Origin of the sequence: Stenotrophomonas sp. GD04145 (assembly GCF_029835135.1) — a bacterium.
Taxonomy (GTDB): domain Bacteria; phylum Pseudomonadota; class Gammaproteobacteria; order Xanthomonadales; family Xanthomonadaceae; genus Stenotrophomonas; species Stenotrophomonas maltophilia_P.
Genome location: NZ_JAODZG010000026.1, coordinates 34090 through 49894, shown reverse-complemented (window position 1 = coordinate 49894; position 15805 = coordinate 34090). Strand labels below are relative to the sequence as shown.

15 protein-coding genes are annotated in these 15805 nt (G+C 67.7%); 7 read left to right on the top strand and 8 right to left on the bottom strand.

Annotated features, from left to right (window positions below; genetic code table 11):
* From N7367_RS13345 to N7367_RS13335, 3 genes are all read right to left on the bottom strand, one after another.
* A partial coding sequence (locus tag N7367_RS13345) for an EAL domain-containing protein (protein WP_279942559.1) occupies window positions 1–2035 on the bottom strand: 2035 nt, incomplete at its 3' end.
* A 91-nt stretch (window positions 2036–2126) separates the two neighbouring features.
* Window positions 2127–3311 (bottom strand): NAD(P)/FAD-dependent oxidoreductase, encoded by a 1185-nt coding sequence (locus N7367_RS13340; protein ID WP_065181314.1) that lies wholly within the window; start codon window positions 3309–3311, stop codon window positions 2127–2129.
* Entirely contained in the window at window positions 3308–3856 is a 549-nt protein-coding gene (locus tag N7367_RS13335; protein WP_279942558.1) for a YaeQ family protein, read from the bottom strand. Before N7367_RS13335 ends, N7367_RS13340 begins: the two co-directional genes overlap by 4 nt.
* A gap of 124 nt (window positions 3857–3980) precedes the next feature.
* On the opposite strand from N7367_RS13335, the gene N7367_RS13330 reads away from it, so the two are divergent.
* Complete coding sequence (locus N7367_RS13330) at window positions 3981–4850, top strand: pseudouridine synthase (protein WP_279942556.1); 870 nt, start codon at window positions 3981–3983, stop codon at window positions 4848–4850.
* A 13-nt stretch (window positions 4851–4863) separates the two neighbouring features.
* On the opposite strand, the gene N7367_RS13325 is transcribed toward N7367_RS13330, so the two are convergent.
* On the bottom strand, window positions 4864–5355 hold the full coding sequence (locus N7367_RS13325; protein ID WP_279942555.1) for a YaiI/YqxD family protein: 492 nt from the start codon (window positions 5353–5355) through the stop codon (window positions 4864–4866).
* 303 nt (window positions 5356–5658) lie between these two features.
* Between N7367_RS13325 and N7367_RS13320 the strand changes: the two genes are divergently transcribed.
* From N7367_RS13320 to N7367_RS13305, 4 genes are all read left to right on the top strand, one after another.
* Complete coding sequence (locus N7367_RS13320; RefSeq protein WP_005416210.1) at window positions 5659–5868, top strand: cold-shock protein; 210 nt, start codon at window positions 5659–5661, stop codon at window positions 5866–5868.
* Window positions 5869–6016: 148 nt separating this feature from the next.
* Complete coding sequence (locus N7367_RS13315) at window positions 6017–6706, top strand: glutathione S-transferase (protein ID WP_065181317.1); 690 nt, start codon at window positions 6017–6019, stop codon at window positions 6704–6706.
* 31 nt (window positions 6707–6737) lie between these two features.
* Window positions 6738–8303: a protein adenylyltransferase SelO family protein gene (locus N7367_RS13310; RefSeq protein WP_279942554.1), complete on the top strand. Its 1566-nt coding sequence runs from the start codon at window positions 6738–6740 to the stop codon at window positions 8301–8303.
* A gap of 344 nt (window positions 8304–8647) precedes the next feature.
* The gene (locus N7367_RS13305) at window positions 8648–9184 is read left to right on the top strand and encodes an adenine phosphoribosyltransferase (protein ID WP_065175040.1); all 537 of its coding nucleotides are present in this window, start codon (window positions 8648–8650) and stop codon (window positions 9182–9184) included.
* Window positions 9185–9264: 80 nt separating this feature from the next.
* Here N7367_RS13305 and dbpA read toward each other — a convergent pair whose 3' ends face one another.
* Window positions 9265–10641 (bottom strand): ATP-dependent RNA helicase DbpA, encoded by a 1377-nt coding sequence (gene dbpA / locus N7367_RS13300; RefSeq protein WP_279942553.1) that lies wholly within the window; start codon window positions 10639–10641, stop codon window positions 9265–9267.
* A 69-nt stretch (window positions 10642–10710) separates the two neighbouring features.
* Window positions 10711–11790 carry a YeiH family protein gene (locus N7367_RS13295; RefSeq protein ID WP_279942552.1) on the bottom strand — a complete coding sequence of 360 codons (1080 nt, stop codon included), beginning with the start codon at window positions 11788–11790 and terminating at the stop codon, window positions 10711–10713.
* A gap of 101 nt (window positions 11791–11891) precedes the next feature.
* On the opposite strand from N7367_RS13295, the gene N7367_RS13290 reads away from it, so the two are divergent.
* Together N7367_RS13290 and N7367_RS13285 are read left to right on the top strand one after the other, a co-directional pair.
* Window positions 11892–12767 (top strand): LysR family transcriptional regulator, encoded by an 876-nt coding sequence (locus N7367_RS13290; RefSeq protein WP_065181327.1) that lies wholly within the window; start codon window positions 11892–11894, stop codon window positions 12765–12767.
* 51 nt (window positions 12768–12818) lie between these two features.
* Window positions 12819–14699 carry an ATP-binding cassette domain-containing protein gene (locus tag N7367_RS13285; protein WP_279942551.1) on the top strand — a complete coding sequence of 627 codons (1881 nt, stop codon included), beginning with the start codon at window positions 12819–12821 and terminating at the stop codon, window positions 14697–14699.
* A gap of 129 nt (window positions 14700–14828) precedes the next feature.
* On the opposite strand, the gene N7367_RS13280 is transcribed toward N7367_RS13285, so the two are convergent.
* Window positions 14829–15290, bottom strand: coding sequence for a cytochrome c (locus N7367_RS13280; protein ID WP_279942550.1), 462 nt, complete (start codon window positions 15288–15290; stop codon window positions 14829–14831).
* A 9-nt stretch (window positions 15291–15299) separates the two neighbouring features.
* Entirely contained in the window at window positions 15300–15692 is a 393-nt protein-coding gene (locus N7367_RS13275) for a c-type cytochrome (protein WP_053517750.1), read from the bottom strand.
* Window positions 15693–15805: the final 113 nt, after the last annotated feature.

Sequence of the window (15805 nt, the reverse complement as noted above, 5' to 3'; positions counted from 1 at the left end):
GACCGACGAAGTCGCCCTGCACGTAGTCCACGCCTGCACTGAACAGCAGCGTCATGGAGTTGGCATCGCTGACGAACTCGGCGATGGTGCGGATACCGGCCTCCTGCGCGCGCGCCGTGATCTGGCTGATGCGGTCGATGTTCTCGCGGGTCGCCGCCAGGTCGCTGGTGAATCCACGGTCCAGCTTGAGGAACTGCGGCTGGAAGTGGGCCAGCAGCTGGAACGAATCCAGGCCGGACCCGAACTGTTCCAGGCCGATGCGGCAGCCCAGCGGGGCCACGGCGGCCAGGAACTGCTGGGCGCTGCGCAGGTGGGTGAACACCTTCGCTTCCGGCGCATGCAGCCACAGGCGCTCGCCCGGAACCCCGTGCGCTTTCAGTTCACCACGCAGGGTGGCAATCATCTGCGGGTCGTCGAACGATTCGGGGGTGACCTTCACCAGCATCTGGGTTGCGCTGCCTTCGCGCGCGCGCCGCCCCAGCACCGTGATGGCCTTGGACACCACCCAGCGGTTGATCTCGGCCAGCAGCCCGTGTTCCTCGGCGATGCCAAGGAAAGCGGTGGGACTGAGCAGTTCACCGTTGTGCTCCAGTCGCAGATAGGCTTCGTACAGCTCCAGCGGCTCGCCCTGCAGGTTCAGTACCGGCTGGTAATGCAGCTGGAAGCCGTCGCCGTCCAGGGCTTCGCGGATGCGACCGACCCAGCGCTGCACACGTTCTTCCTCGACCCGATCGACCGCGGCCGGATCGAAGATGCGACAGGTATTGCCGAGCTCGGCGGCCGCCTGCGTGCACTCGCTGGCACGCGCCAGGACCTGGCCGATACTGGCGATCTTCTCGCCGACCTGGACACCGCCGATGCTCACGGTGACCGTGGCCGAACGCGCGCCGATGCTGAACACATGGGCGGCATATGCCTCACGGATGCGTTCGGCCAGTGCCACGGTCTGCGCATAGGGGCCGGCCTGCAGCACGGCGAAGCTGTGTTCGCCGAAGCGCGCCAGCTGCGCGTCCTCCCCCACGACATCGGCCAGCAGGGAGGCCAGCGCGCCGATGAGGGTATCGGCCGAGGCCAGCCCGATGTCCGGCATCAGCCGCGCATAGTGGTCGGGCTCGACCAGCAGCAGGCCGAACTGGCCCTCGCTGCGGCCAGCCTGGGCGACCGCACTTTCGACCTGCAGCATGAAGGTCGGCCGGTTCAGCAGGCCGGTCACCTGGTCGCGCTGGCGAAGATCCTCGACCTCTCGGGCCAGTTCCGGGTCGAACTCGATCCGGCGGCGGAACACGACCTGCAGGCAGGATTCGCCCTCATAGGTGGCTGCGGTGAATTCCATCGTTGCCGGAAACGCACTGCCATCCTGGTGGCGTGCATCGAGCTGGTACTGCGGTGGTGGCGCTTCGCCGCGGCTGAGGCTCTTCAGCAGCTGCTTGAAGTCATCAACATGCTGGGCGGCCACCATGTCCAGCAGCGAGATGCCCTCGATGTCGTCGAAATGCTCGTAGCCGAACATGTCCAGATAGGCATCGTTGGCGCGGATGTGCATGCCTTCGTGCACATAGGCGATGGGTTCGCGGGAGGAGGCAATCAGCGCGTCGCAACGGCGCTCGGTCTCGCGCATCTGTGCCTCGATGCGGCGCAGCCCGCGGCGCGCCTGCAGGTCGACCCACTGGTCGCGGACCACCGCCAGCAGATGCTCCGGCCGTTGACGGAGGGCAAGGGCGCGGATGCCATGGCTGCTGGCCTGGACCAGCTCATCCTCGTCGATGCGCTCGGCCAGCAGCACCAGCGGAATGTCCTTGCCACTGGCGGCGATGTGCTGGGCCACCAGCGGCAGCGGGATGCCCTGCGAGGGCGAGGCCAGCACCAGATCGATGGCCTGGTTGGCCAGCACCTGCGACAGCTCGGCCGAATCCTGCGGGCGCCAGGGGCGCACGGCGATGCCGCTGTTGCGCAGCGTGCTGACGATGGCTTCCGCATTCTCGCCGCTGTCGTCGACGATCAGCAGGCGGATGGTGATGTCGTTCGCGTTCTGCATGCACTGCTCCCCAATCTGCGGATCTTGATACACGATGCACGGCGAGCCGTCCATGCGTGCAGGCATCCCGCACCCCGAACGGCGATGCGGTTCACACCACGCTGCCGGCGGCGTGGCCGCTGGCCCAGGCCCACTGGAAGTTGTAGCCGCCAAGCCAGCCGGTGACGTCCAGCACTTCGCCGACGAAATGCAGGCCCGGCACGCGCTTGGATTCCATCGTGGAGGACGAAACGTCGGCGGTGTCCACGCCGCCCAGCGTGACCTCGGCGGTGCGGTAGCCTTCGGTGCCACTGGCCACCAGCGGGAACGCACCCAGCAACTGCGCAGCCTGGCGCAGCTGGGGCTCATCCAGCTGCCGTACCGGGCGGTCCGGCAGCCAGTGTTCGCACAGGCGCTGGGCCAGGCGCTTGGGCAGGACCTCGGCCAGCACCGTGCGCAGTTCGGCGGCTGGCCGCTCCTGTTTCATCCGTCGCAGCCACTGGCCGGCATCCTGGCCGGGCAGCAGATCCAGTTCCAGTGCGTCGCCGGGTTGCCAGAAGGAAGAGATCTGCAGGATCGCCGGGCCGCTGACGCCACGATGGGTGAGCAACATGGAATTCTGGAACTGCATGCCGTTGCAGCGCGCCTCGATCGGCAGGGCGACACCGCTCAGGTCGGCCAGGCGCTCCTGGTGCCTGCCACTGAGGGTCAGCGGCACGAGTCCGGCGCGGGTCGGCAGCACGGCATGCCCGAACTGGCGTGCAATCTCGTAGCCGAAGCCGGTTGCGCCCAGGCTGGGGATGGACAGGCCACCGGTGGCGACCACCAGCGAGGCGCAGTGGAACATCCCCTGCGTGGTGTGCACACGGAAGCCATCCGCCCCGTGCTCGATGCGCTCGACGCTGCAGTGGGTACGGATGTGCGCACCCGCTGCCTGGCACTCGTCCACCAGCATCTTCACGATCTGCTTGGACGAAACGTCGCAGAACAGCTGCCCCAGCTCCTTCTCGTGATAGGCGATGGCATGGCGCTCGACCATCTCGATGAAGTGCCAAGGCGTATAGCGGGCCAGCGCCGACTTGCAGAAGTGCGGATTGGCCGACAGGAAGTTGGCCGGGGTGGTGCCGGTGTTGGTGAAGTTGCAGCGGCCACCGCCGGACATCAGGATCTTCTTGCCGATCTTGTTGGCGTGATCGATCACCTGCACCTGGCGGCCGCGCCGGCCGGCGGTGATCGCGGTCATCAGGCCGGCGGCACCGGCACCGATCACCACGACGTCGCAGCGCGTCGTACTCATGCCTTGGCGCGCTTGCGCCAGGTGGGGATGATGTCGAGCTGGATCTGGTCGTTGAGGATCTGCACCTCGCCGTCCTGGATCAGCACGCTGAAGCGCATGGCACGCTGGATCTGCTGGCCCCACTGCTCGACGAAGGTGCCATCGAGGTCGATCACCGACAGGTTGTCGAAGCGCGCCAGGCCCTTGCCCTGCTTGCCCCACCAGATGTCGGACGCATTGCCGCCGTAGTTGACCACCTGCACCTGCCGGCTGCGGTTGCTGGCCTTGCGGATGCGGGATTCATCGGGGTGGCCGAGGTCGATCCACTGCAGGATGTCGCCGGTGTAGTCGTGCTGCCACAGGTCCGGCTCGTCATCCGTGCTCAGGCCGCGGCCGAATTCCAGGCGGTCGTCGGCGTTGAGGGCGAAGGCGAGCAGGCGCACCATCAGGCGCTCGTCGGTTTCCGACGGATGCTGGGCCAGGGTCAGGTTGTGGGTCGCGTAGTAGCCGCGATCCATGTCGCTGATCTGCAACTCGGCCTTGCGGATGGTGGCGGTGAGGGCCATGGGGGATCCGTCGACTAAAGAGGACAATGATAGAGGTTTGCTGCAGGGGTGTCCGTGGCCGGGGTGTCTGCCGCGCGTCAACGGTGGCACGCTTGCGGTTCCTGTTGCCGCCGGAGCGGACGCGATGACCCTGCCCAGCCGGCTGCAGCTGCCGCCCGGCCATTGGCCGACCCTGCTGGACGGCCTGTGCGCACGCTTTCCGCGCATCGACCGCAGCCAGTGGCAGGACCGGTTCGCGCGCGGACGGGTACAGGATGCGCAGGGCAGGGCGCTGGCGGCGGACCAGCCGTGGCAGGTGGGGCTGGACATCCTGTATTTCCGCGAGGTCAGCCACGAGCCGCGCATTCCGTTCAACGAGACGATCCTCTACCAGGACGAGCATCTGCTGGTGGTCGACAAGCCGCACTTCCTGCCGGTGACCCCGGCGGGTGCCCATGTCCGCGAAACCCTGCTGGCGCGGCTGGTGGCGCGGACCGGCAACGCGCAGCTGGCACCGCTGCACCGCCTGGACCGGCTCACCGCCGGTCTGGTCCTGTTCTCGCAGCGGCCGGAGTCGCGCGATGCCTACCAGCGCCTGTTCCGCGAGCGCCGTATCGACAAGACCTACGAAGCGCTGGCCCCGGCGCTGCCGGCGCTGGACTTCCCGTTCGAGCGCCACAGCCGCATCGGCCCGTCACAGCCGTTCTTCCGCATGGGCGAAATGGAGGGCGAGCCGAGTGCGAGTACCCGCATCGAGGTGATCGACGCGACAGGTCCGGTCTGGCGCTACCGCCTGCAGCCGAGAACCGGTCGCAAGCACCAGCTGCGCGTGCACATGGCGGCGCTGGGCGCGCCCATCATCGGAGACGACCTGTATCCGCAGCTGCGTCCGGCCGCGAGCGGGGCGCAGGCGCCGCTGCAACTGCTGGCGCGGGCGTTGTCCTTCGACGATCCCCTGAATGGGGAACGGCGGGTGTTCAGCAGCCAGCGTCAGCTGGGCCCGGCGGTGGAGTGAGCCGGGCTCCGCCTCATCGCGCCACGCGGATGCGGGCCAGCCAGCGGTCCAGCGCGCTGCCGAACGCCTGGCGGTCGCGCGCATGCAGGGGAGGCGGGCCCCAGGTCTGGACGCCGGCGCCGCGCAGCTCTTCCATGAAATTGCGTACCGACAGGCGCTGGGCGATGGTGTCGGCGGTGAACAGCTCCCCGCGCGGATGCAGGGCCAGCGCGCCTCGTTCGAGCACCAGCGCGGCCAATGGAATGTCCTGGGTGACAACCAGATCGCCGGCGGCGACCCGTTCGACGATGGCGCTGTCAGCCACGTCCAGGCCCTGCGGCACCTGGAGGGAGCGGATCCAGCGCGAGGGCGGGGTGCGGATCCACTGGTTGGCGACCAGGGTCAACTCCAGGCCGACCCGCTCGGCGGCCCGGAACAGGATGTCGCGGATGACAACGGGGCAGGCGTCTGCGTCCACCCAGATGCGGGGACGGGGCAGTTCAGCCGGGGTTTCAGCTTCAGTCATTTACCCAGTGTAGGGTAGGAAAAACCTGAATGGGTCCCCGGATCCGGGCCCGACCGACTGCCAGCCCTTGCCACGCCTAGCGGGGGCGGGGTGGCGATGAATGCCGGGGCTATCGCTTTTTGGGGAAAACACGCGTATCGTGCGACCCACTGTGTTTGCTAGGGTCACCGTGAATCGTGGCCTGGTGCAGTTGATCTCACGATCCACTCATCGATCCGCTTTACCAACGCCTGCAACTCAGTCTCGGCCCCGATACCCGGTGGCTGCGATTTTTTTCAACATGTGTTTCAGGAGTTAGTAAATATGTCTGAACGTCAGACCGGCACCGTCAAGTGGTTCAACGACGCCAAGGGCTTCGGCTTCATCACCCCGGAAAGCGGCCCGGACCTGTTCGTGCACTTCCGCGCCATCCAGGGCACCGGCTTCAAGACCCTGCAGGAAGGCCAGAAGGTCACCTTCATCGCCGTCCAGGGCCAGAAGGGTATGCAGGCTGACCAGGTGCAGGCGGTCTAATCCGTCTGCTGCCCTCGGGTAGCCAGAACGCCGGAAGCGCAAGCTTCCGGCGTTTTTTTTTTGCCTCGGCGGGAGCAGGCACGGATCGAATCCACAGGCGCATGCGTGCAGGCGCGTTACGATGCTTGCACCCCTCTGGAGTCCTTTCATGCGCATCGTCCATCACCTCGAGAATTCCCGTTCGCTGCGCGTGCTGTGGATGCTGGAGGAGCTGGGGCTGGACTACGAACTGCGCCGTTACCCGCGCGACCCCAGAACGCTGCTGGCACCGCCGGCACTGCGCCAGGTACATCCGCTGGGGAAATCACCGGTGCTGCAGGACGGCGAGCAGGTGCTGGCCGAATCCGGCGCCATTCTTGATTACCTGGCTGACCGCTACGACACGCAGCGGCAGGTGTCGCCGTCGCCGATACCGGCCGAAGGTGCCGAGCGCATGGCCTATCGCTACTGGCTGCACTACGCCGAAGGCTCGGCGATGCCGCCGCTGCTGCTGACGCTGGTGATGAGCCGCATCCGCAACGCGCCGGTGCCGTTCTTCGTGCGCCCGATTGCCCGCAGCATTGCCGACAAGGCCGAGCAGAGCTTCGTCGGCCCGCAGCGCCGCCTGCACCTGGACTGGATGGAGCGCCGCCTGGCCGAGAGCCCGTGGTTCGCGGGTGAGCGTTTCACCGCGGCCGATATCCAGATGAGCTTCCCGATCCAGGCCGCAGCGGCGCGCGGAGGCGGACTGGACGACAAGCCGGCGCTGCGCGCGTTTCTCCAGCGCATCGGTGAACGCCCGGCCTACCAGCGCGCTGAAGCGCACGGCGGATCGCTGCAGGCGCTGCGCGGCGATTGAGGTCGGCGGCGTCCATCCCCATGTCAGGGCCATGGACAGCCCCTTCCCGCGATTCGACAACCGTCTGCTGACCGTCCTGCCGGGCGACCCGGAAGCCGGGCCCCGCCGGCGTGAAGTCCGAGAGGCGGCCTGGTCGTCGGTGATGCCGACGCCTGTCGCCGCGCCGACCCTGCTGGCCTGGTCGCCGGAGGTCGCCGCTCTGCTCGGCATCGATGTGGCTGAAGTGTCGAGCGGCACGTTTGCCCAGGTATTCGCTGGCAACGCGTTGTATCCGGGCATGCAGCCGTGGGCCGCCAATTACGGCGGGCACCAGTTCGGTCACTGGGCGGGCCAGCTTGGCGATGGGCGGGCGATCTCGCTGGGCGAGCTGGTTGCGCCGGATGGCCGGCACTGGGAACTGCAGCTGAAGGGTGCAGGCCCGACCCCGTACTCCCGTGGCGCCGACGGTCGCGCGGTGCTGCGCTCGTCGATCCGTGAATTCCTGTGCAGTGAGGCCATGCACCACCTCGGTGTACCGACCACGCGCGCGCTGTCGCTGGTCGGTACCGGCGAGCACGTGGTGCGCGACATGTTCTATGACGGCCGTCCGCGAGCCGAGCCCGGCGCGATCGTATGCCGTGTGTCGCCCTCGTTCCTGCGTTTCGGTTCGTTCGAACTGCCGGCCTCGCGCGGTGAGACGTCACTGCTGCAGCAACTGGTGGACGCCTGCATCGCCCGTGATTTCCCCGAACTGGCAGGGCAGGGTGAGGCGCTGTACGGTGACTGGTTCGCGCAGATCGCGGTGCGCACCGCCGAGATGATCGCGCACTGGATGCGTGTCGGTTTCGTGCATGGGGTAATGAACACCGACAACCTCTCCGTGCTTGGCCTCACTCTCGACTATGGCCCCTATGGCTGGGTCGAGGACTTCGATCCGGACTGGACCCCGAACACCACTGACGCACAGGGCCGTCGCTACCGCTTCGGAACGCAGCCGCAGGTGGCGTACTGGAATCTGGGGCGGCTTGCGCAGGCGCTGTCGCCCTTGTTTGCCGACGTCGCGCCGTTGCAGGCGGGCCTTGCTGCCTATCAGGCCACCTTTGCCGCCTGCACGCGTCGCGATGCGGCGGCCAAGCTTGGCCTGGCAGCTGCCGATGATGCCGATCTGCAGCTCTACCAGCGCTGGCAGCAGCTGCTGCAGGACGGCGGCATGGACATGACCCTGTCCTGGCGCGCGTTGATGCGGATCGACCCGGCATCGCCCGATGCGGTGGCACTGGCTGAGGTCTATTACGACCGGGAGCGGCAGGAGGCCGTGCAGCTGCCGCTCCGGCAGTGGCTGCAGGACTACGCCGCGCGATTGCGGGCGGATCCTCTTCCGGCCGCCGAGCGCCTGGCGAAGATGGGCGCGGCCAATCCGCTGTACGTGCTGCGCAACTGGTTGGCGCAGGAAGCGATCGACCGTGCGGAACAAGGGGACATGGGCGGCGTACACGCCTTGCAGGATGTGCTGCGCGATCCGTACACCCAACGCGCCGGACGTGAGCATTACGCCGGTAAGCGCCCGGCCTGGGCCGACAACCGCGCCGGCTGCTCGATGCTGTCCTGCAGTTCCTGAGCGTGGGGTTCGGCAGGGCTGCGCCCTGCACCCGCCGAGGCCAGGTCAAAAGCCAGCGCGAAGCTGGATTCCGTGGTTGGGTGGGGCGGTGTCGGAGTGCGGGGACCGTTGGTAGGTGTCGACCTTGGTCGACACATCTGTCAGATATCGACACACGAGAATGGGGTCAGATCCGTTTTCCTGCGGAGAACGGATCTGACTCCACGACCCACCTCGCATCCCGCAGGAAACCAGCTTCTGCCTTTGCCTTGGCTTGACGCCTCTGCAGGCGCCGGGCGCAGCCCAGCCAGGCAGGCCGCGCCGGGAACGGGTACCCTATGCCGCCATCAGACATCCGACGTGACATGACCGACGCTATCGTCGCTCCGCAGTGGGCCTCGCGCCTGCGCGACATCGCCGACTTCCCCAAGCCCGGCATCCTGTTCAAGGACATCATGCCGCTGCTCGCGCACGGCGAAGACTTCCGTGATGCCATCCGTGCGATGGCCGACCGCTGGCGCGACCAGAAGCTGGACGCGGTGGTGGGTATCGAATCGCGTGGTTTCATCCTGGGCGCCGCGATGGCACTGGAACTGGGCGTCGGCTTCGTGCCGGTGCGCAAGCCGGGCAAGCTGCCCGGCCAGGTGCTGCGCGAGGAATACACACTGGAGTACCGCAGCGACTGCATCGAAGTGCATGCCGATGCGCTGGCGGCCGGCGCGCGCGTGGCGATCATCGATGACGTGCTGGCGACCGGCGGCACGCTGGTGGCCGCATTGTCGCTGGTGCGCCGGCTGGGCGTGGACGTGGTCGGTGCTGGCGTCCTGGTCGAGCTGGATGGCCTGGGTGGCCGCGCCCGCTGGCAGGCGGACCTGCCGCTGCACACCGAGCTGGTGTTCTGAGACTGCCGCCGGGCATGGCTCGGCGCTACCTGTTCTGAGACTGTCGCCGGGCATGGCCCGGCGCTACCTGTCGCTGGGCCTTACATCATCCGTACGCGGAAGCGGCGGCCCTTGATCTTGCCGGCCTCCAGCTTCGCCACGGCCTTGCTGGCCTGCTCGCGCGCGATCGCCACGTAGGAGCGGGTCGGGAAGATCGCGATCTTGCCGATGAACTTGCCCGACAGGCCGGCGTCGCCGGTCAAGGCGCCGAGGATGTCGCCCGGGCGCAGCTTGTCTGTCTTGCCACCGTCGATGCGCAGGGTGCGCATCGCTGCCTGCGGCAACTCGGCGGGGCGTGACGTCGCCAGCGGCGTTTTCTGCCAGTCCAGCGAGCGCCCCATCTGTGCTTCGATCGCTTCGGCGCGGGTCTTTTCGCGGCCCGCCACCAGGCTGATGGCCAGGCCGCTGGCGCCGGCACGGCCGGTACGTCCAACGCGGTGCTGGTAGCTTTCGACATCGGTCGGCAGCTCGTAGTTGATCACCGCCGCCAGCTCTTCCACGTCCAGACCGCGCGCGGCGACGTCGCTGGCGACCAGCACGTTGCAGCTGCGGTTGGCCAGGAGCAGCAGCACTTCCTCACGGTCGCGCTGCTCCATGTCACCGTGCAGGGCCAGCGCCGAGAAGCCGAACTGCTGCAGCGAATGGGCGACCTCGTCCACGTCCTTGCGGGTATTGCAGAACACCACCGCCGATTCGGGCGTGTACTTGAGCAGCAGGCCGGCCAGCGCCTTCTGCCGATGGGCCGGCTCGACCTCGCAGAACAGGTGGCGGATGGCCGGCGCCTGGTCAGCGCCTTCCACCGTGACTTCAACGGCATTGCGCAGCAGGTCACGGGCAATGGCACGGATGCTGTCGGGGAAGGTGGCCGAGAACAGCAGGCTCTGCCGGTCCTTGTGGGTGCGTCCGGCGATTTCGCGGATGGGCTCTTCAAAGCCCATGTCGAGCATGCGATCGGCTTCGTCCAGCACCAGCGTGCGCACCGCGCCAAGATTCAGCGCGCGCTTGCGTGCCAGCTCCTGCACGCGGCCAGGGGTGCCGACCACCACGTGCGGGTCGTGGCCTTCCAGCGAGGCGAGCTGCGGTCCCAGCGGTACGCCGCCGACCAGCAGCAGCAGCTTCAGGTTGGGGATGCCGGTGGCCAGCTTGCGGATCTGCTTGCCGACCTGGTCGGCCAGTTCGCGGGTCGGGCACAGCACCAGCGCCTGTACGCGGATCAGGCTCGGATCGATCGCCTGCAGCAGCCCCAGGCCGAACGCAGCGGTCTTGCCGCTGCCGGTCGGAGCCTGCGCGATCACGTCGCGGCCATCGAGGATGGCGGGCAGGCTCTGGGCCTGCACAGGGGTCAGGGTGGTGTAGCCGAGGGCATCCAGGCCGGGCTGCAGGGCCGGGCTCAGCGGCAGGGTCGAGAAATCAGTCATGGCGCATTGTACCTGCGCGCGCGGCCGTCCCCGTCTCCCGGGGCAGCGGCCGTATCGGCAGACCTGCGCTCAGTGCAGCATCGCCAGCACGCCCTGCTGGATCGCCAGGCCACCGAACAGCAGCCAGGCGAACAGGAGCAGCGCCAGCAGCAGCGGCTTCAGGCCCGCCTGGCGCAGCGCGGAGACATGGGTGGTCACGCCCAGCGCCGCCATCGCCATCGCCAGCAGCACCGTGTCCAGCTGCACCAGCGCTGCGTGAAGTCCGGCGGGCAGCAGCTGCAGCGAGTTCATGCCGGCCACGGCGACGAAACCGAACGCGAACCACGGCACAACGATGCGGGCCTTGCTGCCCTCAGGCGTTGCCCTGCTGCCGCGTGACAGCCAGAGCGACAGCACGACCAGGAAGGGCGCAAGCAGCATCACCCGGACCATCTTGGTGATGACGGCGGTATCGGCAGCCGCCTCACCCACGGCACGGCCGGCAGCCACCACCTGCGCCACTTCGTGCACGGTGGCCCCGGTGAACAGGCCGTACTGCCGCGCGTCCATCGCCAGCCAGCCGTGCGACTGCAGCGACGCATACAGCGCCGGATACAGGAACATGGCAAGCGTACCGAACACCACCACGGTCGATACCGCCACCGTTACCTGTGCTGCACGACCACGCACCACCGGCTCGGCCGCCATCACTGCCGCCGCGCCGCAGATGGCACTGCCGGCGCCGATCAGCATCGCCGCCTCACGCTCCATCCTGAACACGCGCGTGCCCAGCCAACAGGCCAGGCCAAATGTGCTGGCGACCACCAGCACGTCCATCAGCACGCCGGCGATGCCGACATGGCCGATGTCCTGGAACGTCAGGCGCAGGCCATACAGCACAATGCCGGCACGCAGCAGCCAGTGCTTGGCGAAGCCGATGCCTGCCGCGCTGCGCGGCGCCAGCCGCGGGTAGAGGGTATTGCCGACCGCGATACCGGCGACGATCGCCACGGTCAGCGCGCTCAGGCCATGCGCCTGCAGCCATGGCAGGTCCGCCAGATGAAGCGATGCCGCAGCGAGCAGGCCCGCCAGCAGCAGCCCGGGCAGGCGCGGCTGCCAGCGCTGCCGCAGAACGGGCAGGGACCAGGTGGAGGGGGCGGAGGTGCTCATCGCGGGACCGGTGTGGGGAACGATGAAAAGCGTGCGCCTACACTGATGACCTGTAAAACGAATAATATAAGTACAATCTACCTGCTTTATAGGTAAAGGCCATGCGCCTGACTCTGCGCCAGCTCCAGGTCTTCGTCGCCATTGCCGACCACGGAAGTACCTCCGCGGCCGGCCAGGCCATCGCGCTCTCGCAGTCGGCCAGCAGTGCGGCCCTGCAGGAGCTGGAGGCGCACTTCGGCACGCCCCTGTTCGACCGTGTCGGTCGCCGCCTGGTGCTGAACGGCCATGGCCGCGCGCTGCTGGAACCGGCCCGCGCGCTGCTGGTCAATGCCGTTGATCTCGAGCGCCAGCTCGCTGCAGGCGGGGACCCCGCGCAGGGGGCACCGTTGCGGCTGGTGCTGGCGGCCAGCACCACCATCGGCAACTACCTGCTGCCGGCGCGCATCGCCGACCTGTTGCGGCAGGCGCCACAGGCGGAAGTCGATCTGCGCATCGACAACAGCGCCGGCGTGGTCGCCGCCGTCCAGCGGCTGGATGTGGATGCCGGCCTGATCGAGGGGCCATGCCACGAGCGGGGTTTGCAGGTGACCGCGTGGCAGCAGGATCCGCTGGTGATCGTTGCCGCCGCCGACGCGGCGGCGCGCTGGTCGCTGGAGGATCTGCGCGCGGCGCGCTGGCTGCTGCGCGAACCCGGGTCCGGCACCCGCGAGGCCGTGGAGCAGGCGCTTCTGCCGCATCTGCGCGGCTTCGCGCAGACCCTGCAGCTGGGCAATACCGAGGCGATCAAGCAAGCCGCGATTGCCGGCCTCGGCGTGGCCTGCCTGTCACGTCACGCATTGGAGGAGCCGCTGGCACTGGGTCGCCTGCGTGTGCTGGATACCCCGCTACCCGCGCTGCAGCGCACGCTGTGGCTGGTGCGCCACCCCGGCAAGCAATGGTTGCCGGGTCTGCAGGCGTTGCTGGGGGAGGTGGGCTGATCGATCTCCGGGAGCAGCCCGGCCGGCGCCCCCAACCCGTACAATATCCGGATGCCTCTGATTACTCTGCAGAACGTCGACTTCAGCGTCGGCGGCCCGTTGTTGCTGGAAAAAGCCGAACTGTCGATCGAGCCGGGTGAACGCATCGCCCTGATCGGCCGCAACGGCGCCGGCAAATCCACCCTGCTCAAGCTCCTGTCCGGCGACCACAAGCCCGATGATGGCGAAGTACGCGTCCAGCAGGGCGTCCGTGTGACCCGCCTGGAACAGGAAGTGCCGCACGGCGCGGCCGGCTCGGTGTTCGACGTGGTGGCCGATGGCCTGGGTGAGCTGGGCCAGTGGCTGGCCGAGTTCCACCACCTCAGCCATGCCGACGAGTTCGACGGCGATGCGCTCGGCCGGGTGCAGGCCAAGATCGACGCGGCCAATGGCTGGGGTCTGGACCAGCGCGTGGCCGAGACACTGACCAAGCTCGACCTGGATGGCGATGCGGAGTTCGCGCGCCTGTCCGGTGGCATGAAGCGCCGCGTCCTGTTGGGTCGCGCGTTGGTCTCCAGCCCGGACCTGCTGCTGCTGGACGAGCCGACCAACCACCTGGACATCGAAGCCATCGACTGGCTGGAAGCATTCCTGAAAGGCTGGAGCGGCAGCGTGGTGTTCGTCACCCATGACCGCCGCTTCCTGCGTGCGCTGGCCACCCGCATTGTCGAGATCGATCGCGGCCAGGTCACCAGCTGGCCCGGCGACTGGGCCAATTACGAGCGCCGCCGCGAAGAGCGCCTCAACGCGCAGGCGCAGGAGAACGCGCGCTTCGACAAGCTGCTGGCACAGGAAGAAGTGTGGATCCGGCAGGGCATCAAGGCGCGCCGCACCCGCGATGAAGGTCGCGTGCGCCGGCTGAAAGCGATGCGCACCGAACGGTCGCAGCGACGCGAGCTGAGCGGCAACGTCCGGATGGAAGCGGCACAGGGCGTGAGCTCCGGCAAGAAGGTCATCGACGTGAAGGACATTTCGTTCGCGTTCGGCGACCGCACCATGGTCCGCGACTTCACCACCACCATCCTGCGCGGCGACCGGATCGGCCTGATCGGCCCCAACGGCAGCGGCAAGACCACCCTGTTGAAGCTGCTGCTGGGTGAACTGCAGCCGCAGAAGGGCGAGGTCAACGCCGGCACCAACCTGCAGGTGGCCTATTTCGACCAGTATCGTGCCGTGTTGCGCGAAGACTGGAGCGCCATCGAGAACGTGGCCGAAGGCCGTGATTTCCTCGAGTTCAACGGCAAGCGCAAGCACGTGCATGCCTATCTGCAGGACTTCATGTTCACGCCCGAGCGCGCGCGCGCGCCGATCACCCGGCTGTCCGGTGGCGAGCGCAACCGCCTGCTGCTGGCCAAGCTGTTCGCGCAGCCGTCCAACCTGCTGGTGATGGACGAACCCACCAACGACCTGGATGTGGAAACGCTTGAGCTGCTGGAAGAGCTGCTCGGCGAGTACACCGGCACGCTGCTGCTGGTCAGCCACGATCGTGATTTCATCGACAACGTGGTGACGTCCACGCTGGTGATGGAGGGCGACGGCGTGATCGGCGAGTACGTTGGAGGCTACACCGACTGGCAGCGCTACGCGGCCAGTACCGCAGCGGCAGCAGTGCCCGCCGCAGCCAGGCCGGCGGCAGCGGTTGCGCCTGTGGCTGCCGCGGAACCTGCAGCGGCCAAGCGCAAGCTCAGCTACAAGGAAGCGCGCGAACTGGAGCAGCTGCCGAAGACGATCGAGAAACTGGAAGGCGACGTCGAAGGCCTCACCTCAGCGATGAATGATCCTTCGTTCTACACCCGCAGCAGTGCCGAGGTGACGGCACACACGCAGCAGCTGGCCAAGGTGCAGGCCGAACTGGACGCCGCGTACGCGCGCTGGGAAGAGCTGGAAGGCTGATCGTTGACCGACGCTGGCGGTGCAAGGGTAGCGCGGGGCCATGCCCCGCGGGCGCACAGCGCGGGCTTCTGGCGTTCCGCCGGGCATGGCCCGGCGCCAGGGATGCAAGGGCGCCACGGCGCCCTGATCCTATTTGACCCCGTGCAGATCCCGCAGCTGGCTTGGCCGGCTGCCGAAGTACGCCGCCAGGTCGGCGATGTCCTGATCGCTCAGGTCCGTCGCCTGCGGCGTCATCAACGCGTGCTGGCGGTCGCCGGAACGGTAGGCCTGCAGCGCATGCGCGAGGTAATCACCGTACTGCCCACCCAGTTTCGGGTAGGTCGGATCGATCGGGGCGTTGCCGTCGGCACCATGGCAATCGATGCAGCTCTGGTTGGTGGCCTTGCCCTTCACCTTGGCCCGGGCTTCACCGGCAGCCGCACGGCCGGTGGGCAGGCCTGCCGACGATGAAGAGCCGTGCTCGCCGCTGGCATGGCCCGGATCGGCGGCGGATTTCTCGCTGTTCTCCACCTGTGACTGCGAGCAGGCCGCCAGCAGCAGGGCGACGGACAGGGCGATGGCATGACGCAGTGGATGCGCGGCTTTCGACATGGGCGGGCCTTACTTGACGGTGGACAGGTAAACAGAGAGATCGGCGATCTCCTGTTCGCTGAAACTCATCGACTGGGCCTGCATCGTCGGATGCCGGCGCTTGCCCTGGCGGTACTCGGTCAGGGCCTGGGTCAGGTACTGCTGGGTCTGGCCACCGATCTTCGGTACCCGGTAACTCGGGTAGGCGTTCTTGTAACCGGTGATGCCATGGCACCCCTGGCAGGTGTAGGCCAGCACCCGGCCATTGTCGTAATTGCCGGCAGGTGCGGCGGCGGCAGCAGCGGCGGGTGCCGGGGCTGGGGCGGGTGCTGCGGTCGTGGTAGCTGGAGCGGGCTGTGCGGCGGCCCCGAGGGGCAGGAGGACGGCCAGAGCGAGACAAGCGGCGAGCGGCTGCGGGCGCATGATGTCGTTTCCGGGGATTCGGGTCTGGTCGTTCCGGCGTGGGGTACGGAACGACCCGAGTATAGCCTCAGGTTTCATCTAGCTGAAATGGGGGTGGGCCGACCAGCGGCGTG

Excerpts from the sequence above, each read along its gene's own strand:
- N7367_RS13340 (WP_065181314.1), bottom strand. The coding sequence starts at position 3,311 with ATGAGTACGACGCGCTGCGACGTCGTGGTGATCGGTGCCGGTGCCGCC.
- N7367_RS13310 (WP_279942554.1), top strand. The coding sequence starts at position 6,738 with ATGGACAGCCCCTTCCCGCGATTCGACAACCGTCTGCTGACCGTCCTG.
- N7367_RS13285 (WP_279942551.1), top strand. The coding sequence starts at position 12,819 with ATGCCTCTGATTACTCTGCAGAACGTCGACTTCAGCGTCGGCGGCCCG.
- N7367_RS13305 (WP_065175040.1), top strand. The coding sequence starts at position 8,648 with ATGACCGACGCTATCGTCGCTCCGCAGTGGGCCTCGCGCCTGCGCGAC.
- N7367_RS13315 (WP_065181317.1), top strand. The coding sequence starts at position 6,017 with ATGCGCATCGTCCATCACCTCGAGAATTCCCGTTCGCTGCGCGTGCTG.
- N7367_RS13335 (WP_279942558.1), bottom strand. The coding sequence starts at position 3,856 with ATGGCCCTCACCGCCACCATCCGCAAGGCCGAGTTGCAGATCAGCGAC.
- N7367_RS13275 (WP_053517750.1), bottom strand. The coding sequence starts at position 15,692 with ATGCGCCCGCAGCCGCTCGCCGCTTGTCTCGCTCTGGCCGTCCTCCTG.
- dbpA (WP_279942553.1), bottom strand. The coding sequence starts at position 10,641 with ATGACTGATTTCTCGACCCTGCCGCTGAGCCCGGCCCTGCAGCCCGGC.
- N7367_RS13280 (WP_279942550.1), bottom strand. The coding sequence starts at position 15,290 with ATGTCGAAAGCCGCGCATCCACTGCGTCATGCCATCGCCCTGTCCGTC.
- N7367_RS13290 (WP_065181327.1), top strand. The coding sequence starts at position 11,892 with ATGCGCCTGACTCTGCGCCAGCTCCAGGTCTTCGTCGCCATTGCCGAC.
- N7367_RS13295 (WP_279942552.1), bottom strand. The coding sequence starts at position 11,790 with ATGAGCACCTCCGCCCCCTCCACCTGGTCCCTGCCCGTTCTGCGGCAG.
- N7367_RS13325 (WP_279942555.1), bottom strand. The coding sequence starts at position 5,355 with ATGACTGAAGCTGAAACCCCGGCTGAACTGCCCCGTCCCCGCATCTGG.
- N7367_RS13330 (WP_279942556.1), top strand. The coding sequence starts at position 3,981 with ATGACCCTGCCCAGCCGGCTGCAGCTGCCGCCCGGCCATTGGCCGACC.
- N7367_RS13320 (WP_005416210.1), top strand. The coding sequence starts at position 5,659 with ATGTCTGAACGTCAGACCGGCACCGTCAAGTGGTTCAACGACGCCAAG.